A 22,543-nucleotide genomic window follows, 5' to 3' on the forward strand; every position below is an offset into this window, starting at 1 on the left:
GCTGCGCCGCAAAAGGTGATCGGGAACCATTTGCCGCCGCATCCCTGCCATGTTAGCGCGATCCTGTCTGCGCCGAACGTTCCGGAGACTTTCATGTTGGTTCATCGTCGTCGTTTCCTCGAGGGAATCGGCCTTCTCGCCCTGGCCGCCGGCGTCGGCATGCCGCTCGCCCGTCTCGTGGGCTTTTCCCCGGATTTCGTGAGCAGCGCGGCGGCCCAGACGGCCGATGCGGCCAAGCTGACGGCGCCCGCCGCCAGCCCCCTGCCGGTCAAGTCCCTCGGCGACCCCAAGGCGCCCGTGACGATCATCGAATATGCCTCGATGACCTGCAGCCACTGCGCTCACTTCGCCACCACGACCTTCCCGACCCTGAAGACCAAATATATCGACACGGGCAAGGTTTATTACGTGCTGCGCGAATTCCCGTTCGATCCGGTCTCGACGGCGGCGTTCATGCTCGCCCGCTGCGTGCCGGACGACAAGTATTTCCCCATGGTGGACACGCTGTTCGAGACCCAGAGCGCCTGGGCCTTCAGCCAGAACCCGGCCGCCGGGCTGCTCACCGTCGCCAAGCAGGCGGGCCTGAGCGAGGCGGACTTCGAGAAGTGCCTGTCCGACCGGGCTCTCGCCGAGAAGGTTCAGGCCAGCGCTCAGTATGGCAACAAGGAACTGGGCGTGGATTCCACCCCCACCTTCTTCATCAATGGCAAGAAGGTGCCGGGCGCCATCACGGTGGCGGATCTCGACAAGGAACTGGAGCCCCTGCTGAAGGGCAAGTGAGCCCGGTCAGCAGTTCCTCTCAAACGAAGAAGGCGGGTGCCGTGGCGCCCGCCTTTTTTCATTCGCCGTCGGGATTGTTGGGATCGGGCGCCAGCGGCCCGCGCGGGACGGTGGGCGGCGGAGTGCCGACCAGCGATCCGCTGCCGATGAGCGATCCGCTTTCCACCACCGGCGGACGCGGCGTCGAGGGCGCGGGGCGCGACGACACCACCTGACCGGAATAGGCGTCCACGGCGAGAAGCACCCGGCCTTCGGCCGACTGGGCATAGACGTAATAATAGCCCTGCGAGAATTTCGGCGGCGTCACCTGCGCATAGCCGGCGCTGCCGACGATGGCCTGCACCTGGTCCGGCGGGATGCGCGGAGCGCCGGGTGGCATGGGGCCTTGCGGCTGGCCGTTGGTGATCGGCACATCCACATAGGGTTGTACGAAGACCGGCGGCTGGTTGTTGCCGCCGCCATGCCACTGGCCGCCGCCATTGCAGCCGAGGCAGGGCTGGGGCGCGCCACCCCCACTGTTCCAGTTGCCCCCCGGATAGCCATTGTAGCCACCGCCGCCACCGGGCGGGGCGAAGGTGACGCCGCGCTCGGCGGCGAGGAGCGGCGTTGCGGGCAGGGCGAGGAGGACGGCAAGGCTAAGAACCAGCCGCATGGCGGGCTGGCGACTGGCGCATTTGGTCGCGCGCTGGCCGTGAAGAACAGGGTGGGACGTCATGGCCGGTTCCGTGCAGTTCCGTTCGAACGGCGGGCATCGTAGCGTGCGAGGATTGCGGGAGGCTGGGAATTCCTTAAGGGAAGAGGCCGAAAGCCGGCGGCTTCGGGGCGTGGGCCAATTCCTGCCAACGGGTATGCGATAGGGCTGTTCGCAATAGCGTTGCGCAAAAGGGGTGTTCCTCGTACCGTTGTTGCGCCTGCGAGGGGCCTCGCGCAATTTATGCAGCCCGAGCATGGCTCGTCCACATTAGGACGCTTGTAGACAGGCCGCTTTTCTGTCATGTTTCTAGAGATAGGGCAGTCCTGCTGCCCTATCGGCGTCCCCTTCAGCGTTTTTGAGCGTACGTTCTAGCGAGCGTGCGCTTTCGTGCGCGGGGGTATGGGAGTGGCTGATCGGCCCACGGCCGACATGGGAGAAGTTCGAGATGACCAGTCAGGATCGCAACAACGGGACGGCACATGTGGCTCTGGGCGCCGCTGACGCCAAAGACCCGGCGATCTATGGCCGTCCGCAACCTTTCGGCCTGTTCGACCCTGCGCACGAGAAGGATTCGTGCGGTGTCGGCTTCATCGCCGACATCAAGGGCCGCAAGTCCCACAAGATCATTCAGGACGGCATTCAGATCCTGCTGAACCTCGAGCATCGCGGTGCCGTGGGCGCGGATCCGCGCGCCGGTGACGGCGCGGGCATGCTGGTTCAGATCCCGCATCGCTTCTTCGCCAAGGAAGCGGAGAAGCTCGGCTTCTCGCTGCCGGAGCCCGGTCATTACGCCGTCGGCCACATCTTCATGCCGCGCGATGCCGAGGGGCGCGAAATCGTGCGTGCGGCTTTCGCGCGCGTGGTGGAAGAAGAGGGCCTCGTCCTGCTCGGCTGGCGCAACGTGCCCACCGACAATTCGTCGCTGGGCGAGAGCGTGCTGCCCACGGAGCCGAACCACGAGCAGATCTTCGTCGGCCGCGGCGAGAGCCAGCTCGACGAGGACGCCTTCGAGCGCCGGCTGTTCGTGCTGCGTAAGGTGATCTCCAACGTCGTCTATGATGCCAAGGATCCGCGCACGGCCGGCTATTATCCGGTGTCGCTGTCCTGCCGCACGCTGGTCTACAAGGGCATGTTCCTGGCCGACCAGCTGGGCGCCTATTATCCGGATCTGCACGATCCGGACTTCGAGAGCGCGCTGGCCCTCGTGCACCAGCGCTTCTCCACCAACACCTTCCCGGCCTGGCCGCTGGCCCATCCCTACCGGATGGTCGCCCATAACGGCGAGATCAACACGCTGCGCGGCAACGTGAACTGGATGGCGGCCCGTCAGGCCTCCGTCGACAGCGAGCTGTTCGGCGCCGACATCTCCAAGCTCTGGCCCATCTCCTATGAGGGCCAGTCGGACACCGCCTGCTTCGACAATGCGCTGGAATTCCTGACCCAGGGCGGCTACGGCCTCGCCCATGCGGCCATGATGCTGGTGCCCGAGGCGTGGGCCGGCAACCCGCTCATGGATGAGGAGCGGCGCGCCTTCTACGAGTATCACGCTGCTCTCATGGAGCCGTGGGACGGCCCGGCCGCCATCGTGGCCACTGACGGCCGCCAGATCGTGGCGACGCTGGACCGCAACGGCCTGCGCCCCGCCCGCTATCTCGTCACCAGCGACGACACCATCGTGCTCGCCTCCGAGTCGGGCGTGCTGACGGTGCCGGAGGAGAAGATCGTCACCAAGTGGCGCCTCCAGCCCGGCAAGATGCTGCTGGTGGACCTCAAGGAAGGTCGCCTCGTCCCCGACGAGGAGATCAAGACCGAGCTCGCCCGCGCCAATCCCTACAAGGACTGGCTGAAGCACACCCAGCTGGTGCTTGAGGACCTGCGCCCCGTGGAGGCGCGCGAGGTGCGCACCGACGTGGCGCTGCTCGATCGCCAGCAGGCGTTCGGCTACACGCAGGAAGACGTGAAGCTGCTGATGGCCCCCATGGCCATCACCGGCCAGGAAGCCGTGGGCTCCATGGGCACCGACACGCCCATCCCCGTGCTCTCCGACAAGTCGAAGCTGCTTTACAATTATTTCCAGCAGAACTTCGCGCAGGTGACGAACCCGCCCATCGACCCGATCCGCGAGGAAATGGTCATGAGCCTCGTCTCCTTCATCGGGCCGCGTCCGAACATCTTCGATCTGGAAGGCACCGCCCGCCGCAAGCGGCTGGAAGTGCGCCAGCCGATCCTCACCAATGAAGATCTGGAGAAGATCCGCTCCATCGGCTTCATGGAGGAGCGGTTCGACACCCGCACGCTCGACATCACCTATCCGTCCGACAAGGGCGCGGCGGGCCTCGAAGGCGCGCTGGAGCGTTTGTGCGAGCGCGCCGATGCGGCGGTCCATGGCGGCTACAACATCATCATCCTGTCCGACCGCATGGTCGGCCCGGACCGCATCCCGATCCCGGCGCTGCTGGCCACTGCGGCCGTGCATCATCACCTGATCCGCAAGGGCCTGCGCACCTCCGTGGGGCTCGTTGTGGAGACGGGTGAAGCCCGCGAGATCCATCACTTCGCCTGCCTCGCCGGCTATGGCGCGGAAGCGATCAACCCGTACCTCGCCTTCGAGACCATGCTCGCCTTCAGCGACATTCCGGAGGAAGTGGACGAGTACGAGATCGTCAAGCGCTTCATCAAGTCCATCGACAAGGGCCTGCTGAAGGTGATGTCCAAGATGGGCATCTCCACTTACCAGTCCTATTGCGGCGCGCAGATCTTCGACGCCGTGGGCCTCTCCTCGGCCGTGGTGAACCGCTACTTCTTCGGCACCGCCACCACCATCGAGGGCGTCGGCCTCGCGGAGATCGCCGAGGAGACGGTGTGCCGTCACCAGCTCGCCTTCTCCGATGCGCCGGTCTATCGCCTCGCGCTCGATGTGGGCGGCGAGTATGGCTACCGCATCCGTGGCGAGGACCATGCCTGGACGCCGGACACGGTGGCGACTCTCCAGCATGCCGTGCGCGGCAATGCGCAGGATCGCTACAAGGCGTTCGCCAAGGCCATCAATGATCAGGACAAGCGCTTCCTGACCATCCGCTCGCTGTTCCGCCTCAAGGACGCGGCCGAGTTCGGCAATACGCCGATCGACCTGTCCGAGGTCGAGCATCCGCGGGAGATCGTGAAGCGCTTCTCCACCGGCGCCATGTCGTTCGGCTCCATCTCCCGCGAGGCGCACACCACGCTCGCCATCGCCATGAACCGCATCGGCGGCAAGTCGAACACGGGTGAGGGCGGCGAGGAGTCCGAGCGCTACAAGCCGCTGCCGAACGGCGACAGCGCCCGTTCCGCCATCAAGCAGGTGGCCTCCGGTCGCTTCGGCGTGACGGCGGAATATCTCGTCAATTCCGACGTGATGCAGATCAAGGTGGCGCAGGGGGCCAAGCCCGGCGAAGGCGGTCAGCTGCCCGGCCACAAGGTGGATGCGGTCATCGCCAAGGTGCGCCACTCCACCCAGGGCGTGGGCCTCATCTCCCCGCCGCCGCACCACGACATCTATTCCATCGAGGATCTGGCGCAGCTCATCTATGACCTGAAGAACGTCAATCCCGATGCGGACGTGTCGGTGAAGCTGGTGTCCGAAGTGGGCGTCGGCACCGTGGCTGCGGGCGTTGCCAAGGCGCGCGCCGACCACATCACCATCTCCGGCTTCGAGGGCGGCACGGGTGCGTCCCCGCTGACCTCCATCAAGCATGCCGGTTCGCCGTGGGAGATGGGCCTCGCCGAGACCCAGCAGACGCTGGTTGCCAACCGCCTGCGCGGTCGCATCGCGCTTCAGGTGGACGGCGGCCTGCGCACCGGCCGTGACGTCATCATCGGCGCGCTGCTCGGGGCGGACGAGTTCGGCTTCTCCACCGCCCCGCTCATCGCGGCGGGCTGCATCATGATGCGCAAGTGCCACCTGAACACCTGCCCGGTGGGCGTGGCCACGCAGGATCCCGTCCTGCGCAAGCGCTTCAAGGGCACGCCCGAGCACGTCATCAACTACTTCTTCTTCGTCGCCGAGGAAGTCCGCGAGATCATGGCGCAGCTCGGCTTCCGCACTGTGGACGAGATGGTCGGCCGCGCCGATGTGCTCGACCAGCGGGAAGCGATCGACCACTGGAAGGCGAAGGGGCTGGATTTCAGCCGCATCTTCGCCCTGCCGGAGGTGCCGCCGACTGTTTCCGTGCGTCACACCGAGCGCCAGCACCATCCCATCGAGAAGGTGCTGGACCGCACCCTCATCGCGCAGGCCGAGCCCGCTCTGGAGCGTGGCGAGCCGGTGGTGATCGACCAGCCCATCCGCAGCGTGGACCGCTCCGCCGGCGCCATGCTCTCGGGTGCGGTGGCCAAGCGCTACGGCCAGGCCGGACTGCCTGATGGCACCATTGCGGTGAACCTGAAGGGTACGGCGGGTCAGGCCTTCGGCGCCTTCCTCGCGGCCGGCATCACCCTCAATCTTGAGGGCGAGGCCAATGACTATGTGGGCAAGGGCCTTTCGGGCGGCCGCATCATCGTCAAGCCGGCGGAGAACAGCACCATCATCGCCGAGAACTCCATCATCGTGGGTAACACCGTGATGTATGGCGCCACCGAGGGCGAGTGCTATTTCCGCGGTGTGGCTGGCGAACGCTTCGCCGTGCGAAACTCAGGCGCCATCGCTGTCGTTGAAGGCACGGGCGACCACGGCTGCGAATACATGACCGGCGGTGTCGTGGTGGTCATCGGCCAGACCGGGCGCAACTTCGCGGCCGGCATGTCCGGTGGCGTGGCCTATGTGCTGGACGAGGACAAGAGCTTCGCCAAGCGCTGCAATCTCTCCATGGTCGATCTTGAGCCGGTGGAAGAGGAAGAGGACCTGCTGGAGCGTCTCCACCACCATGGCGGCGATCTGGAGTTCAAGGGCCGCATCGACGTGCAAGGCGATATGTCGCGCCATGACGAGGAGCGCCTGCACCAGCTGATCGTGAAGCACCTGCACTACACCGGTTCGCAGCGTGCCCAGACGATCCTCGACAACTGGGCGGACTATCGCTCCAAGTTCGTGAAGGTGATGCCGGTCGAGTACCGGCGCGCGCTCCGTGAGATGGAGAAACGCCTGCAGGCGGCGGAGTAAGCCGAACCGGGGCAGGGCGGCGCCTTATCGCGCCAGCCCTGCTTTCCCCCTGACGGGGGTCGTCCTCTCCGATCCGAGCCATTGCGTCCCGCGCCAGCGAGAGGGCTGGTGCGCGCAGAAAGTGCCGGGTCGAGAGTCCTCAAGCTGGAACAATTCTTGTATTTGGAGCTTCTGGCGCGGTGCGCGCGACGAGGCTCCGCGGAGGGGTGTCTGATGGGTAAGGTCACGGGTTTCCTGGAGATCGATCGGCGCGATCAGAAGTATCAGCCGGCGTCCGATCGTATTCGGCACTTCCGCGAGTTCACGCTGGCGCTGCCCGAAACCGAAGTGGGCAATCAGGCGGCACGCTGCATGGATTGCGGCATCCCCTTCTGCCATGGCGACACCGGCTGCCCGGTTCATAACCAGATCCCGGACTGGAACGACCTCGTCTATAATGGCGAGTGGGAGGAGGCGCTGCGCAACCTCCATTCCACGAACAATTTCCCCGAGTTCACCGGCCGCGTCTGCCCCGCCCCGTGCGAGGAAGCCTGCACGCTGAACCTCGAGGACATGCCCGTCACCATCAAGACGGTGGAGCAGTCCATCATCGACAAGGGCTGGAAGATGGGCTGGGTGAAGCCCGAGCTTCCCGCCCAGCGCACCGGCCGTTCCGTGGCCGTGGTGGGCTCCGGCCCCGCCGGCATGGCGGCGGCCCAGCAACTTGCCCGCGCCGGCCACGACGTGCATGTGTTCGAGCGCGAGCCCAAGGCCGGCGGCCTGCTGCGCTACGGCATTCCTGACTTCAAGATGGAGAAGCACCACATCGACCGCCGCGTGGCGCAGATGGAGGCCGAGGGCGTCACCTTCCACTATGGTGTGAACGTGGGCGTCACCAAGCCGGTGCAGGAACTGCTGGACACCTATGACGCCGTGCTGCTGTGCGGCGGTGCGGAAGCTCCCCGTGATCCCAAGCTGCCGGGGCAGGAGCTGGAAGGCGTGCATTTCGCCATGCCTTATCTCGTCCAGCAGAACCGCCGTGTGGGCCATGAGGACACCGGCCGTGAGCACCCGCTGCTGTCGTCCGGCCGCCATGTGGTGGTGGTGGGCGGCGGCGACACCGCCTCCGACTGCGTGGGCACCGCCTTCCGTCAGGGCGCGCTCTCCGTGACCCAGCTCGACATCCGCCCGGTTCCTCCCATGAAGGAGAACAAGCTGGCGGTGTGGCCCTACTGGCCGACCAAGTTCCGCACCTCGTCCTCGCAGGCTGAGGGCGCAGATCGCGAGTTCGCCTGCGCCACGCTCGGCATCGAGGGCCGCAACGGCCGCGTCACTGGCGTGAAGTGCGCCCGCGTGGATCATCAGCGCAAGCCCATCCCCGGCACGGAGTTCGTGCTGCGGGCCGATCTCGTCTTCCTCGCCATCGGCTTCGCCAGCCCCATCCATGCGGGCATGCTCCAGCAGTCGGGCGCGGCGCTTGATGGTCGCGGCAATCTGAAGGCGGACGAGACCGAGTATCTGACCTCTGTGCCCAAGCTCTATGCAGCGGGCGACATGCGGCGTGGCCAGTCGCTGGTGGTGTGGGCCATCCGCGAGGGCCGTCAGGCGGCTCATTCCATCGACAAGGCGCTGATGGGCGCCACCACCCTGCCGCGCTGAGCGGCGCGGGCCTTCCGAAAACGAAACGGCCGGGCGTGAGCCCGGCCGTTCTGCGTTTCAGGGATCGGCTACGGCGGATCAGAAGGCGTAGATCGCCACCACGAAGCCGAGGATCACGATGGCCAGCATGCCGAGCGTGACGAGGCCGAGACGCTTCTCGATGAAGGTGCGGGCCGCCGGTCCGTAGCGGTGCAGGATGGCGGCGAGAATGAAGAAGCGCAGGCCGCGCGTGATCACCGACAGCACGATGAACCAGAACAGATTGTAGTTGGCGAAGCCCGAGGTGATCGTCACCAGCTTGTAGGGGATGGGAGTGAGCCCCTTCAGCAGGATCACCCAATGCCCGTAATGGGCATAGGCCTCGCGGAACACTTCCACCTTCTGGCCGTAGCCATAGAGGTTGATGAGCCACAGGCCGAGGCTGTCATAGAGCAGGGCGCCGATCGCATAGCCCACGAGGCCGCCGAGTACCGAGCAGATTGTGGCGATGAGCGCGTACTGCCAGGCCTTTTCCGGCCGGGCGAGGGTCATGGGCACCTGCAGCACGTCCGGCGGCACGGGGAAGATGGAGCTCTCCGCGAAGGCCACGATGCCCAGCGCCCACGGCGCCGACGGCTTGGACGAATAAGCGATCACCCAATCATAAAGCTTGCGAAGCATGGAAAATCTTCACGCTGGAGGCTGAGGCGTGGAGCCGTGCGCGGCACCATGCTCCCTTTAAGTCCGGGCGAGTGAACCGGATCGGAACGTGCTCTAGACGCGCATCGGGCACCTGTCCAGCACGGCGAAAGTCGGCCGTGCTGTCGCGCAAACATCACGCTTCATGAAATGGCAACCCTAATGGCGGGAGTAGGGGAACCGTGTGGCGGCAACGTGCATTAACCGTCGCGAAGGCTGGACGGATTTCGTCCTATCTCTGAAGGAGAAATTAACGTTCTGCCAACGGATGCATGGGATTTTGCGAGCTTCCGCGCATGCCCGCGCACCGTTCAACCCCTTGGGATGAGACCCGCCATGTTGAAGCGTATCGCCGTGTTTGCAGTGCTGGTGCTGAGCTACGCGGTCAGCGGCATTGCGCTGAGCTCCGGGTCCAACCAGGCCTCTGCGACGGTGGCCTCCACCGCCGAGTGAGCGCGACAAGTTATTGCTTGCCGCAAGTCCTTTCGCGGAGTGGCTCAGGCCAAAAGAAACGCCGGCATCCCAGAAGAATGCCGGCGCAGTTGGCTTGGAGGTCATAAGTCGAGTTCAGGAAGCCGGGGCCTCTTCCGCCCCGGTTGAAGTCCTTGAAATCAGTGGCGGGCGGCGACCTGTCCCGACGCGGCATGCAGATCCGCCGCGCGCAGGTCCGCAGCCGTCAGCGGCGGAACGGTGAGGTGATCGCCGATGCCGGCGGTGGCTGCGCGCTGCCGCACAAGGGCCAGCACAACATCGAGGGTCGGGGTCGGCACGTCCACCATGCGCCCCATTTCCTGAACCACCGTCACCAGCGGGTCGATCTCCATGGGGCGTCCCCGCTCCAGATCCTGCAGCATGGACGTCTTGTGCGCGCCCACGGCGCCCGCGCCATTGATGCGCCGTTCCACATCCACCCGGAAGGTGACGCCGAGACGGGTGGCGATGGTCTGCGCCTCCAGCATCATGGCCTTGGCCACGGCCCGGGTGTCGGGATCGCCGGCGATGACTTCCAGCGTGGCATTGGTGAGCGCGCTGATGGGGTTGAAGCACAGGTTGCCCCAAAGCTTCAGCCACATCTCGTCGCGGATGTTGTTCACGATCGGCGCGCGCAGGCCGGCGGAGGTCATCAGTTCGCTGAGGCGGGTGATGCGGTCCGTGGTCTCCCCCGAAGGCTCGCCCAGCGGGAACTTGTCGCCATAGATGTGCTGGATCACGCCCGGCTCCACCACCTCGGTGGCGGGGTACACGATGCAGCCGATGGCGCGCTCGGGGCGCAGCACATCCCACTGCTTTCCACCCGGATCAACGCTTTCCAGCGTGCGGCCTTCCAGCGCGCCGCCATGCTTGTAGAAATACCAGTAGGGCACGCCGTTCACGGCGGTGACGACGCTGGTATCGTTGCCCAGCAGCGGGCGCATGCGCTCCACCACGCCGGGAACGGAATGGGCCTTGAGGGAGATGAAGACATAATCCTGCGGACCGAGCTCGGCCGGATTGTCGCTGGCGCGGACCTTGGCGACACGCTCCTCACCATTGATGAGCAGCTTCACGCCGTTCTCGCGCATGGCCTCCAGATGGGCGCCGCGGGCCACGAGGCTCACGTCCGCACCGGCTCGGGCCATTTCCACACCGAGATATCCACCGATGGCGCCGGCCCCGTAGATGCACACCTTCATGTCCGCGTCTCCCTGTATCGCGAATGATGTATTATGTATGCCAGCTCTAAGGGCGGGCTTTTGCCGTGACGGATGATGGTTCAACCATATATGTGAGAAAAATTTCCGTCACGTGGAAAAATGCCTGATGGCCGATTTTGTTTCATGGCGAGCAAAGGAGAAGGCTGTTCCGACGTCGGGGAAGGGCGTGCTAACGGCTTGAAAAAAAGCGCTTGGCGGCCGATGAATGCGCCAGTGGTCGTCCTTGAAGGGCGATGGTCTCGGGAGCGTTGCCATGCCGGATACGGACCTCACCCCGCGCCGACGGGGCCGCCCCGCTTCCGCTTCGGCGGATGGCGGGCCTGAGGTCCAGTCGCTGGATCGTGCCATGGGCCTCCTGCGGGTGCTGGCGGAAGCCGACGGCATGAGTCTCAGCGATATCGCCCGCAAGGCCGAACTGCCGGCGTCCACGACGCACCGCCTCCTTGCGACCTTGCAGAAGCGTCAGATCGTCAATCACGACGCGGAGAACGGGCTCTGGACCGTGGGCCTCGGCCTCTTCCGCATCGGCGCGGCCTATCTGCGCATCCGCAAGCTGCCGGATATCGGCCGTCCCGTCATTCGTCGCCTGCTGCACGAAACCGAGGAGACAGTGAACCTGACCATGTTCGACGGCATGGAACTGGTGGTGGTGGCGCAGGCTGAAGGGCATTCCAGCGTCCGCGCCTTTTTCCGCCTGGGTCTGCGGCTGCCGCTGCATGCCAGCGCCGCCGGCAAGAGCATTCTGGCCAATGCAAGCCCGGCCTTCCGGGGCGCCTTGCTGGCGCAGGTGCGCTATGAGGCGCTGGCTGCCCGCACCCATCGCACCGAGCGCGCGCTCATGAATGACGTGGACGCCATTCTGGAGCGCGGTTACGCCGTCGATGACGAGGAGCACACCTCCGGCATGCGGGCCGTGGCGGCGGCGATCTTCAACGAATGGCGAGAGCCTATCGGCGCGGTCTCGGTCTCCGGTCCCACGGTGCGCATGACCGAGGATCGTCTGGCCCGGCTCGGGCGTCGTGTCGCCGCCGCCGCCGACCAGATGACGCGTCTGTATTCCGGCGCCGACGAAACCCTGCCGCCGGATTTCGCAGCTTATCGTTGAGCGTATGCTTACTTGCCTCGCAGCTCCCGGCTTGCCGAAGGCTGGGAATGCGGCGGCTTGTCTTGCTGCCTGACCGTGCCCGCATGGTGTAGCGGGAAATTGCTGCTTCGCAATGCGGGTCTGAAATATCAAATACAGTATTCGTAGTATCTAATGCAGCGCACAAGATGCGGTACACTTGATTATCGTTGCGTAAGGCGCGCCCTCGGCATAGGCTGTTACATGTCGTTCATCAACATGGCGGCGCTAGCTGTCGTGTTTCCGATAAATGGCATGCGATCCGCCAAATAAAAAGGCGGACGACTCCGGGAGGAACAGATCCAATGCAGCTCGCACACGCGCGCACAGTCACCGGCACGATCAGGGGCACCCTGAAGACCTTGGCGGCTGGTCTGCTGGCCGCCGCCTTTCTGGCGCCCGCAGCCGCCACCGCCTGGGAGCCAACCAAGACGGTGGAGTTCATCGTGCCGGCCGGCACCGGCGGCGGCGCCGACCAGATGGCCCGCATGGTTCAGGGCATCATCCAGAAGCACGGGCTGATGTCGCAGCCGCTCGTGGTCATCAACAAGGCGGGCGGCGCGGGTGCCGAGGGCTTCCTCGACATGAAGGCCTCCACCGGCAATCCGCACAAGATCGTCATTACCCTCTCGAACCTGTTCACCACGCCGCTTGCCACCGGCGTGCCGTTCAAGTGGGACGAGCTGACACCGGTCTCCATGCTGGCGCTGGACGAGTTCATCCTCTGGGTGAATGCCAAGGCGCCCTATGACGACGTGAAGGGCTATCTGGCCGCGCTCAAGGCCGCGACGCCCGGCGCCGAGTTCAAGATGGGCGGCACCGGCTCCAAGCAGGAAGACCAGATCATCACCGCCGCCATCGAGCAGAAGACCGGCACCAAGTTCATCTATGTGCCCTATAAGGGCGGCGGCGATGTCGCGGCACAGCTCGTGGGCGGGCATGTCACCTCCTCGGTGAACAATCCCATCGAGGCCGTAGCGCAGTGGCGCGCCGGGGAGCTGAAGCCGCTCTGCGTGTTCGACTATCAGCGCCTCGCCTACAAGGAGCCGGTGACAGGCGAGAAGTCTTGGGCCGACATTCCCACCTGCAAGGAAGCCGGGCTCGACATCGAATATCTGATGCTGCGTGGCATCTTCGGTGCCCCGCGCATCACCGCCGATCAGGTGGGATACTATGTGGAGCTGTTCCGCCGCGTCCGCGAGACGCCGGAGTGGAAGGACTTCATGCAGAAGGGCGCCTTCAACACCACGGCTCTCACCGGCGCCGAATACAGGTCGTGGCTCGGCAAGGCGGCGGACACGCACCGCTCGCTCATGGAGACGGCCGGCTTCGTCGCCAAGTGACCTGATGGCGTAAGCCGGTTTAGGTGATCTGATAATCATCTGATCAGGGATACATCCGACCCCGGCGGCCGCCATGCCGCCGGGATTGGCTCCGCCGGACGGGAGGTCCGGCGCCTGAAGCACGGACCGGCGCGCATCTGACTGCCTGCCGCTTCCGCCTGTCAGGCCGGCTGATCCTGAATGGGTGCCGACGCGCGCCCTCCGGCTCATGCCCTCGCAAACGTCTGTGCGTGCGGGCCCGGAGTCATGCTCCCCCCGATGCGTGCCTGAGCTTATCGCTGGTTCCGCGGCGGGCCCTTCGGATTGGGCCGCCGCCCGCAATACCCGACGTGACGGAGCCCGTCGCTCCGGCGCACGCCCGTGCCTTGCCCCGCAAGCGGCGGTGGCAGGCCCTTTTGACCTTGCAAGGTGATCTCGGGAGGAAAGTGATGGATCCTCAAAACGCGGCGCATGAACACACCGTCACGCGCCGGACCATGGACATCGTGGTGGCGCTTCTCTTCATGGGCCTTGCCGGGCTTGTCATGGCGGACAGCTGGCGCATCGGCGCACGCTGGGCGAGCGACGGCCCGCAGGCCGGATATTTCCCCTTCTATGTGGGGCTGATCATGATGGTGGCGAGTGTCACCACGCTGCTCCAGAATCTGCTGACGCGCCATCCCGACCGGGCGAACTTCGTTGATCGCTCGCAGTTCCGCTCGGTGCTGCAGGTTCTGGTGCCCACCATCGCCTATGTGGTGCTGATCGCCTTTATCGGCCTCTATGTGGCGTCGGCCATCTTCATTGCTTTCTTCATGTGGTGGCTCGGCAAGTACAAGCCGCTGCTGATCGTGCCGGTGGCCATCGGGGTGCCGCTGGTTCTGTTCGTGATGTTCGAAGTCTGGTTCCTGGTGCCGCTGCCCAAGGGTCCGCTCGAAACCGCCCTCGGCTACTGACCGGGGAGCGGCGCTGCCGCCCCCGCTCTCTTGCTTGTCGCAATTCCTGACGCAGGACCGCCGCACACGTCCGGGGGACTGCTCCAGAGGTTCACATCCCATCAACAGGTGCCGGTCAGGCCTGCGGGCAAACGGCACGGGGGAGGACATCCGTTGGAAGCGCTTTCATCACTGATCGCCGGGTTCGGCGTCCTCGCTGATCCCATGAACATTGTCTACATGTTCGTGGGCATCATGCTCGGCGTGCTCATCGGCGTGCTGCCGGGCCTTGGCGGGGCGAACGGCGTCGCCATCCTGCTGCCGCTCACCTTCGCCATGTCGCCGGTCTCGGCCATCATCATGCTCTCCTCCATCTATTGGGGAGCGCTGTTCGGCGGCGCCATCACCTCCATCCTGTTCAATATCCCGGGCGAGCCATGGTCGGTGGCGACCACATTCGACGGGCACCCCATGGCGCAGAAGGGCAAGGCGGGCGAGGCGCTGACGGCGGCCTTCACGGGCTCCTTCATCGGCGCCTTCTTCGCGGTGGTGCTCATCACCTTCATGGCGCCGATCATCGCCAAGTTCGCGCTCAAGTTCGGGCCGGCGGAATTCTTCGCGGTCTACCTCCTCACCTTCTGCTCCTTTGTGGGTATGGGGAAGGAGCCTCCCGCAAAGGTGCTGGCTGTCATGGCGCTGGGCTTCGCGCTCGCGGCAGTGGGCATCGATACCGTGACCGGCCAGTTGCGCATGACCTTCGGCTCGGTGGAGCTGCTGCGCGGCTTCGACTTCCTGGTGGCGGTCATCGGCCTGTTCGGCGTGGGTGAGATCCTGCTCACCATGGAGGAGGGATTGGCCTTCAAGGGCAAGAGTGCCGCCATCAACATGCGGGTGGTGCTGCACACCTGGAAGCAGCTGCCGAAATTCTGGCTTGGCTGCCTGCGCTCGGCGGTGGTGGGCTGCTGGATGGGCATCACCCCCGGCGGTGCCACGCCTGCCTCCTTCATGAGCTACGGCCTCGCCAAGCGCTTCTCCAAGCGCGGCAACGAGTTCGGCAAGGGGGAGCTGGAAGGCGTGGTGATGCCGGAAGTTGGCGCGCACGCAGCCGGCACCGCAGCGCTGCTGCCCATGCTGACGCTGGGCATTCCGGGCTCGCCCACGGCGGCGGTGCTGCTGGGCGGCCTGCTGATCTGGGGGCTTCAGCCGGGGCCGCTGCTGTTCGTGGAGCAGAAGGATTTTGTGTGGGGGCTCATCGCCTCCATCTATCTCGGCAATATCGCCGGCCTGCTGGTGGTGCTCACCACCGTGCCGCTGTTCGCCGCCATCCTGCGGGTGCCGTTCAGCGTGATCGCGCCGATCATCCTCGTGGTCTGCGCGGTGGGTGCCTACACGGTGCACAATGCGACCATGGACATTGCCGTGATGCTGGTGTTCGGCGTCATCGGCTACGTCTTCAAGAAGCTGGACTATCCGCTGGCGCCTCTCGTACTCGCCCTGGTGCTGGGCGACATGGCGGAAAGCTCCTTCCGGCAGGCCATGCTGGTCTCGCAGGGCAACCTCGGCATCTTCTGGTCCAACCCGCTGGTGGGCAGCATCGTGACGCTGGCTCTGGTGATGCTGTTCTGGCCCCTCATCAGTGCCGGCATCCAGCGCCTGCGGGGCGGCGGCGCCAAGCACGCGGCTGCCGAATAGGGCCTGAAAGGGGCCGCGCCAGCGGTGCGGCCCCTTTTGCTTCCGGGCTCCTCAGGAGCGGGTCGCGCGCCCGTGACCTTGCGCAAAGCCGCATGACGGAAGGGTTTTTGCTGCACTGCGCAAACTTTTCCGCGGCGCCCAGGGATTGTGTGGCCTCTGAGAATACCGTACACAGTATTTCACCGACGGCATGCGTCCGACAGAAGTCGCTGCCAATGGGAAGGGACAAGGCCTCGTGGATCAGGTCGCAGAAACGCCAAAGCTCAATGTCGAGCCCCTCGGGGCGAGCTCGAGCCTGCGCGCCTTGGCCTACGACGCGCTGAAGCGGGCCATCACGGAAATGGACATCTACGGCAGCAGCACCGATTTCCGACTGGATGAGCGCCAGCTCTCCGAGGATCTCGGCGTGAGCCGCACCCCCATCCGGGAGGCCATGACGGTGTTGGAGCAGGAGGGCTTCGTGCGCTCCGTGCCGCGCCGGGGCATCTTCGTGGTGCGCAAGACAAAGCGCCAGCTGGTGGAAATGATCACCGTCTGGGCGGCGCTGGAAAGCATGGCGGCGCGCCTTGCGGCGGCCCATGCCAGCACGGCCGACCTCAATGGCCTGCGCCGCCTCTTCAATGAATTCGAAGTGGAGCCCCCGGGGGCCCACGTCCACGAATATTCGCAGGCGAACATCGCCTTTCATCAGGCGATCATCCGCATGGGCGGCAGCGCGCTGATCGTGGACATGACGGAAAATCTCTTCCTGCACATGCGGGCCATCCGCACGGTTTCCATCCGGCAGGAAAACCGCTCCGAACGCTCCATGCAGGAGCATATGGCGATCATCGATGCGCTTGAGGCACGTGATCCCGACCTCGCCGAGCGGCTGGTGCGGGAACACACCATGGCGCTCGCCGCGCTGGTGGAGAAGCACGGACAGTTTCCAGAATAGGCGGTGCCGTTTGGCCCGTCGGGCTTTCGCTTCTCCGGCGTGTCCGGCGGCGAAAGCAAAAACGAACACCTGAACGCCGTTACAGCCAAAGAAATCCGGGAGGACGGGCATGTCCGCAGTAGCACAGAGAATTGAAGCCCCCGAAGTCGAGCAGGAACTGACCGATGGCTTCCATCTGGTCATCGACGCTCTGAAGCTGAACGGCATCGAGACCATTTACGGCGTTCCGGGCATTCCGATCACCGATCTGGGCCGCATGGCGCAGGCCGAAGGCATTCGCGTCATCTCCTTCCGCCACGAGCAGAATGCGGGCAACGCCGCCGCCATCGCCGGCTTCCTCACCAAGAAGCCGGGCGTGTGCCTCACGGTTTCCGCGCCGGGCTTCCTGAACGGCCTGACCGCGCTGGCGAATGCCACCACCAATTGCTTCCCGATGATCCTGATCTCCGGCTCATCCGAGCGCGAGATCGTCGACCTGCAGCAGGGCGACTATGAGGAGATGGACCAGCTGGCCATCGCCAAGCCGCTGTGCAAGGCCGCCTTCCGCGTGCTCCATGCGGCCGACATCGGCATCGGCGTTGCCCGCGCCATCCGCGCTGCGGTGTCGGGGCGTCCCGGCGGCGTCTATCTCGACCTGCCCGCCAAGCTGTTCTCGCAGGTGATGGATGCGGCCGCCGGCGAGAAATCGCTGGTCAAGGTCATCGACCCGGCCCCCGAGCAGATCCCGTCCCCGGCTGCGGTGGACCGCGCCGTGGCGCTGCTGAAGGGCGCCAAGCGTCCGCTGATCGTCCTCGGCAAGGGCGCCGCCTATGCGCAGGCCGACGACGCCATCCGCGCGCTGGTGGAAAAGAGCGGCATTCCCTTCCTGCCCATGAGCATGGCCAAGGGCCTGCTGCCGGACACCCATCCGCAGTCCGCTGGTGCCGCGCGCTCCACGGCGCTGAAGGACAGCGACGTGGTGGTGCTGCTCGGCGCCCGCCTGAACTGGCTGCTCTCGCACGGCAAGGGCAAGACCTGGGGTGAGCCCGGCTCCAAGCAGTTCATCCAGGTGGACATCGAGCCGAAGGAGATGGACTCCAACGTGGAGATCGCGGCTCCTCTGGTGGGTGACATCGGCTCGGTGGTGAACGCGCTGCTGGAGCGTATCGATGCCGGCTGGCAGGCTCCGCCGTCCGATTGGGTGGAGAGCATCCGCTCGAAGAAGGAAGCCAACATCGCCAAGATGGCGCCGAAGCTCCTGAAGAACTCCTCGCCCATGGACTTCCACAGCGCGCTGGGCTCGCTGAAGAAGGTCATCGCCGAGCGTCCCGACGCCATCCTCGTGAACGAGGGCGCCAACACCCTCGACCTCGCCCGCGGCATCATCGACATGTACCAGCCGCGCAAGCGCCTGGACGTGGGCACCTGGGGCGTGATGGGCATCGGCATGGGCTTTGCCGTCGCCGCCGCCGTGGAAACCGGCAAGCCGGTTCTGGCGGTGGAAGGCGACAGCGCCTTCGGCTTCTCCGGCATGGAGGTGGAGACCATCTGCCGCTACGAGCTGCCTGTCACCATCGTCATCTTCAACAACAACGGCATCTATCGCGGCCTCGACACCGATCCCACGGGCCGTGACCCCGGCACCACGGTGTTCGTGAAGGGTGCGCGCTACGACAAGATGATGGAGGCCTTCGGCGGTGTGGGCGTGAACGTCACCACGCCGGACGAGCTCTACAAGGCTGTCAGCGCTGCGATGGACAGCGGCAAGCCCACGCTCATCAATGCCGAGATCGACCCGGCGGCGGGCAGCGAGAGCGGCAATATCGGCAGCCTCAACCCGCAGAGCGTGGTTGTCCGCAAGAAGTGAGTTTGAAGCCGCTGAGCGGCTCCTGAGTAAAAGATCACCGGGCGGGGCCACGGCCCCGTCTTCCTCTCCATCCGCGTCAATCAACGAACAGCCAAGCGTTGCTTAAGGCGCGTGCGGAAAGGACATGAGGTTTCCCATGGCAAAGGCCCTGGAAGGCGTCCGCATCCTGGACTTCACCCACGTTCAGTCGGGACCGACCTGCACGCAGCTGCTGGCCTGGTTCGGCGCCGACGTGATCAAGGTCGAACGCCCCGGCGAGGGGGACGTGACCCGCGCCCAGCTGCGCGACGTCCCCAATGCGGACAGTCTCTATTTCACCATGCTGAATTCCAACAAGCGCTCCATCACGCTCGACACCAAGAATGCCGAGGGCAAGAAGGTGCTCGAGGATCTGGTGAAGGCGTGCGACGTGCTGGTGGAGAATTTCGCCCCCGGCGCGCTGGATCGCATGGGCTTCACCTGGGAGCGCCTGCAGGCGATCAATCCCCGCCTCATCCTCGCCTCGGTGAAGGGGTTCGGCCCCGGCCCGTTCGAGGACTGCAAGGTTTATGAGAACGTTGCCCAATGCACGGGCGGCGCGGCTTCCACCACCGGTTTCCGTGACGGCCTGCCCATGGTGACGGGCGCGCAGATCGGCGACAGCGGCACCGGCCTGCATCTGGCGCTCGGCATCGTCACCGCGCTGTTCCAGCGCGAGCAGACGGGGCGCGGCCAGAAGGTGCTCGCTGCCATGCAGGACAGCGTGCTGAACCTGTGCCGCGTGAAGGTGCGCGACCAGCAGCGCCTGGAGCGTGGCCCGTTGCGCGAATACAGCCAGTTCGGCGAGGGCGTGCCCTTCGGCGATGCGGTGCCGCGCGCGGGCAATGATTCAGGCGGCGGCCAGCCAGGCCGCATCCTGAAGTGCAAGGGCTGGGAGCATGATCCCAACGCCTACATCTATTTCATCACCCAGGCCCCCGTGTGGAACAAGATCTGCGAAGTGATCGGTGAGCACACCTGGACCATGGATCCGGCCTATGCGACGCCGGCCGGGCGCCTGCCGCACCTGAACGAGATCTTCACCCGCATCGAAGCGTGGACCATGGCCCACACCAAGTTCGAGGCCATGGAGATCCTCAACAAGTACGACATTCCGTGCGGGCCGATCCTCTCCATGAAGGAGATCGTCGCCGACGAGTCGCTCTACGCCACCGGCACGCTGGTGGAAGTGGAGCACCCCGTGCGCGGCTCGTATCTGACGGTCGGCAACCCCATCAAACTGTCGGACAACGACGTGCCGGTGGAGCGTTCTCCGCTGCTGGGCGAGCATACCGATGAGATCCTCGCCGCCGTGCTGGGCTTCGATGCGGAGCGCATCGCGCAGGTGCGCCAGTCCGGGGCGCTGGGGGAAGAGCCCCTGCGGCAGGCTGCGGAATGAGTTTTCACGCGTCCGGACGCTGACCGGCGACCGGACGGGCGGGGCAGGGCGTTGACGCCCTGCGCAAGCAAGAGAACCAGAGGGCGCGCCCGGCACGCTGCATGAGCAGTGGATCAGGAGTGCCCTTCGGAACGGCCCGGCCCGCCTGCCCTCAAGGCCAGGCGGCGGGTCCGCCGCTCCCCGGTGCGGGCGGGTGGCAGGACCGGCAGCGCGCGGGCCCGGATGCGTGGTGAGACGAGACGTTCGGCTAAGCCAAATCGAGAAGTGGGCCTTGTCCGGTGCGATCAGTTCTCTCCTGCGGAAGGGCGCGGTCGGCGATGCCGCAATGATGAGTGTCGTGACAGGCATGGGATTTCGGCAAGAGGCCGGTCCCGGTCGTTCAAAGGGAGATGCACATGACCAAGCCGCTCGAGGGTATCAAGATCATCGACTTCACGCATGTGCAGGCCGGTCCCGCCTGCACCCAGCTGCTGGCGTGGTTTGGTGCCGACGTGATCAAGGTGGAGCGTCCCGGTTCCGGCGACGTGACCCGCAACCAGCTGCGCGACATCAGCAATGCTGACGCCCTCTATTTCACCATGCTGAATTCCAATAAGCGTTCGCTCACCCTCGACACCAAGACCCCGCAGGGCAAGGACGTTCTCACCAAGCTCATCAAGGAAAGCGATGTGCTGGTGGAGAACTTCGGCCCCGGCGCGCTGGACCGCATGGGCTTCACCTGGGAGCATATCAAGGAGCTGAACCCGGGCATGATCGTTGCCTCGGTGAAGGGCTTCTCCGATGGCCATCACTATGAAGACCTGAAGGTGTACGAGAACGTGGCGCAGTGCGCCGGCGGTGCCGCCTCCACCACCGGCTTCTGGGATGGCCCGCCCACCGTGTCGGCCGCCGCCCTCGGTGACTCGAACACCGGCATGCACCTCGCCATCGGCATTCTCACGGCGCTGCACGCCAAGAACAAGACCGGCAAGGGCCAGAAGGTCGCCGTGTCCATGCAGGACTCGGTCATCAACCTCTGCCGCGTGAAGCTGCGCGACCAGCAGCGCCTCGACCGCGTGGGCTATCTGGAAGAGTACCCGCAGTATCCGCACGGCGAGTTCTCCGACGTGGTGCCGCGCGGCGGCAATGCGGGCGGCGGCGGTCAGCCGGGCTGGGTGCTGAAGTGCAAGGGCTGGGAGACCGATCCCAACGCCTACATCTACTTCACCATCCAGGGTCATGCCTGGGCGCCCATCTGCAAGGCGCTGGGCCGCGAAGAGTGGATCAACGATCCGGCCTACAACACCGCCGAAGCCCGTCAGGACAAGATCTTCGAGATCTTCGCGATCATCGAGGCCTGGCTGGCCGACAAGACCAAGTTCGAGGCCGTGGACATCCTGCGCAAGTTCGACATTCCCTGCGCGCCGGTGCTCACCATGAAGGAGATCGCCAACGATCCGTCCCTGCGTGAGAGCGGCACCATTGTGGAAGTGGACCACAAGGAGCGCGGCAAGTATCTCACCGTCGGTTCCCCCATCAAGTTCTCGGACATGAAGGTGGAGATCACCGGTTCGCCGCTGCTCGGCGAGCACACCGACGAAGTGCTGGCGGACCTCGGCTATTCGGCCGAGCAGATCCAGGAACTGCACGCGGCCCGCGCGGTCTGACGATATCCCTCCCGGCGCCTTCGGGCGCCGGGAGACCTTGCGTGCCGTGAACCTGCAATGAGCTGTACGGCAGGACGTGTTGAGTTGAGGCTCACGAGGAGCCTCTGGCGCGATGGCCGTTCCGGCCGATGGGAGCATGACGCTCCGGTGCCTGACATCGAAATTCGGGGCTGAGCCCCTTTTGGCTGGCGCGCCGGGACGGCTGCGCCATTTCAGTTTTCACTATCACCATCTGCTGGCGCGTCACGCGGTCGGCGATCGTTCCCCTGCCGGGAGATCGCGCGCCCCTGCGCCGCCAAGGTCTGCCCGGCGCTCCATTGAGGATCGGGTCAGATGAACATCCATGAGTATCAGGCAAAAGCGCTCCTGAAGACGTATGGTGCGCCGGTTTCGCGCGGCGTGCCGGTGCTCGCCGTGAGCGAGGCTGAGGCGGCCGCAAAGGAGCTCGGCGGTCCTGTCTGGGTCGTCAAATCCCAGATCCACGCGGGTGGTCGCGGCAAGGGCAAGTTCAAGGAAGAAGCGGCCGGCGACAAGGGCGGCGTGCGTCTTGCCCGTTCGGTGGACGAGGTGAAAACCTTCGTCGAGCAGATGTTCGGCAACACGCTCGTCACTGTCCAGACGGGGCCTGCCGGCAAGCAGGTGAACCGGCTTTATCTGGAAGAGGGCGCTAATATCGCCAGCGAGTTTTATATCTCGCTCCTCGTTGATCGTGCATCCTCTCAGGTGTCCTTCGTTGTCTCCACCGAAGGCGGGATGGACATCGAGGAAGTGGCGCACAACACGCCTGAGAAGATCATCTCGTTCTCGGTGGATCCGGCGGCTGGCATCCAGGGCTTCCACGGCCGCAAGGTGGCGGATGCGCTGGGCCTGAAGGGCGACCTGTCCAAGCAGGCGGTGAAGCTCACCGAAGTGCTCTACACCGCCTTCACCGACACCGACATGGAGATGCTGGAGATCAATCCGCTGATCGTCACCACCGACGGCAAGCTGAAGGTTCTCGACGC

The 22,543-nt window shown here is 65.2% G+C and carries 15 protein-coding genes; 12 read left to right on the top strand and 3 right to left on the bottom strand.

Features of this window, described 5'->3' with window-relative positions; translation table 11 throughout:
• Positions 1-93 precede the first annotated feature (93 nt).
• Entirely contained in the window at positions 94-780 is a 687-nt protein-coding gene (locus IEW24_RS27285; protein ID WP_188584074.1) for a DsbA family protein, read from the top strand.
• A gap of 58 nt (positions 781-838) precedes the next feature.
• Here IEW24_RS27285 and IEW24_RS27290 read toward each other — a convergent pair whose 3' ends face one another.
• On the bottom strand, positions 839-1,495 hold the full coding sequence (locus IEW24_RS27290; protein ID WP_188584075.1) for a hypothetical protein: 657 nt from the start codon (positions 1,493-1,495) through the stop codon (positions 839-841).
• Positions 1,496-1,919: 424 nt separating this feature from the next.
• On the opposite strand from IEW24_RS27290, the gene gltB reads away from it, so the two are divergent.
• Positions 1,920-6,611: a glutamate synthase large subunit gene (gene gltB, locus IEW24_RS27295; RefSeq protein ID WP_188584076.1), complete on the top strand. Its 4,692-nt coding sequence runs from the start codon at positions 1,920-1,922 to the stop codon at positions 6,609-6,611.
• A 213-nt stretch (positions 6,612-6,824) separates the two neighbouring features.
• Positions 6,825-8,249 carry a glutamate synthase subunit beta gene (locus IEW24_RS27300; protein ID WP_188584077.1) on the top strand — a complete coding sequence of 475 codons (1,425 nt, stop codon included), beginning with the start codon at positions 6,825-6,827 and terminating at the stop codon, positions 8,247-8,249.
• A gap of 78 nt (positions 8,250-8,327) precedes the next feature.
• Here IEW24_RS27300 and IEW24_RS27305 read toward each other — a convergent pair whose 3' ends face one another.
• On the bottom strand, positions 8,328-8,909 hold the full coding sequence (locus IEW24_RS27305) for a YqaA family protein (protein WP_188584078.1): 582 nt from the start codon (positions 8,907-8,909) through the stop codon (positions 8,328-8,330).
• Between the two features lie 629 nt (positions 8,910-9,538).
• Positions 9,539-10,600 carry a 2-dehydropantoate 2-reductase gene (locus IEW24_RS27310; RefSeq protein ID WP_188584079.1) on the bottom strand — a complete coding sequence of 354 codons (1,062 nt, stop codon included), beginning with the start codon at positions 10,598-10,600 and terminating at the stop codon, positions 9,539-9,541.
• A gap of 274 nt (positions 10,601-10,874) precedes the next feature.
• On the opposite strand from IEW24_RS27310, the gene IEW24_RS27315 reads away from it, so the two are divergent.
• From IEW24_RS27315 to IEW24_RS27355, 9 genes are all read left to right on the top strand, one after another.
• Entirely contained in the window at positions 10,875-11,726 is an 852-nt protein-coding gene (locus IEW24_RS27315; RefSeq protein ID WP_188584080.1) for an IclR family transcriptional regulator, read from the top strand.
• Between the two features lie 323 nt (positions 11,727-12,049).
• On the top strand, positions 12,050-13,087 hold the full coding sequence (locus IEW24_RS27320; protein WP_188584081.1) for a Bug family tripartite tricarboxylate transporter substrate binding protein: 1,038 nt from the start codon (positions 12,050-12,052) through the stop codon (positions 13,085-13,087).
• Positions 13,088-13,515: 428 nt separating this feature from the next.
• Positions 13,516-14,022: a tripartite tricarboxylate transporter TctB family protein gene (locus IEW24_RS27325; protein WP_188584082.1), complete on the top strand. Its 507-nt coding sequence runs from the start codon at positions 13,516-13,518 to the stop codon at positions 14,020-14,022.
• A 153-nt stretch (positions 14,023-14,175) separates the two neighbouring features.
• On the top strand, positions 14,176-15,693 hold the full coding sequence (locus tag IEW24_RS27330) for a tripartite tricarboxylate transporter permease (RefSeq protein WP_188584083.1): 1,518 nt from the start codon (positions 14,176-14,178) through the stop codon (positions 15,691-15,693).
• Positions 15,694-15,928: 235 nt separating this feature from the next.
• Positions 15,929-16,630, top strand: a complete 702-nt coding sequence (locus IEW24_RS27335) for a GntR family transcriptional regulator (protein WP_244644705.1) — start codon at positions 15,929-15,931, stop codon at positions 16,628-16,630.
• 109 nt (positions 16,631-16,739) lie between these two features.
• Entirely contained in the window at positions 16,740-18,476 is a 1,737-nt protein-coding gene (oxc, locus tag IEW24_RS27340; protein WP_188584085.1) for an oxalyl-CoA decarboxylase, read from the top strand.
• Between the two features lie 136 nt (positions 18,477-18,612).
• Entirely contained in the window at positions 18,613-19,893 is a 1,281-nt protein-coding gene (frc, locus tag IEW24_RS27345; RefSeq protein ID WP_188584086.1) for a formyl-CoA transferase, read from the top strand.
• A gap of 395 nt (positions 19,894-20,288) precedes the next feature.
• On the top strand, positions 20,289-21,539 hold the full coding sequence (gene frc, locus IEW24_RS27350; RefSeq protein ID WP_188584087.1) for a formyl-CoA transferase: 1,251 nt from the start codon (positions 20,289-20,291) through the stop codon (positions 21,537-21,539).
• A gap of 333 nt (positions 21,540-21,872) precedes the next feature.
• Positions 21,873-22,543, top strand: a 671-nt coding sequence (locus IEW24_RS27355; RefSeq protein WP_188584088.1) for an ATP-grasp domain-containing protein, incomplete at its 3' end; no start/stop codon positions are given.

The sequence above is a fragment of the Azorhizobium oxalatiphilum genome (assembly GCF_014635325.1).
GTDB lineage: Bacteria > Pseudomonadota > Alphaproteobacteria > Rhizobiales > Xanthobacteraceae > Azorhizobium > Azorhizobium oxalatiphilum.